Raw genomic sequence first — 656 nt, 5'->3', positions numbered from 1 at the left:
GCTACCACGCCCACCGCCACCAACAACCTGACACCCCGCATGGCCTGAATAGCTTTCACTACCGGATAGTAACGCCACTGGTGAACGTGATGGGTCAATTCATTATCCAGCCTTTCTAACCGACGAATGCGTTCGTCAATGGTCTGAAGTTGTTCCTGCAAAACTATCTGCTGGGCCGGATGGGGTAATATCAGTTCGGTCAGCCAGCGTAAGTGTTTCTTAGACCAGTTGGCCGTTCCTTCATAACGAATATTGTTGCGAAGTAGCAAGGCTTTCAGCTGATATTTAGCTTCTTTTAAATCTTTCATTGCTGCTTCGCGGGCGCGGGCTAAATCACGAATTGCTTCATCTTCCGGTTCAGGCACATAGACAGGGGTGAGATCTTCAGACTTTAGTGACCTGACAAGTTTAAGCGCATCCCGACGGTCAGTTTTAATATGCTCACCGGGTTTCTTAGGAATGAGGGAAGGGGCGACAACATAGCAGCAATGACCCAGACTGGTGATGAGACGGTATATCCAGTAACCACAGGGACCGGCTTCATAAACAACGTGAAGTGTGGCACCGGGGTATTTCGATTCGAACTGACGGAGCAGCTTCTTAACGCTAACTTTGGAAGAGGGTATGCGGCCATAGTGAACAGGACTCGCCCCGCG

Annotated in this window: 1 protein-coding gene; it reads right to left on the bottom strand. The window is 50.0% G+C overall.

All coding sequences use genetic code 11. The annotated features are described in order from the left end of the window. Positions 1-656 (bottom strand): IS110 family transposase (locus ACXAG2_RS20870; protein WP_474870251.1); only part of this gene is annotated, 656 nt, incomplete at both ends.

The organism is Alteromonas sp. ABH4_456 (assembly GCF_056160645.1).
This window is presented reverse-complemented; position numbering and strand designations above follow the sequence as displayed.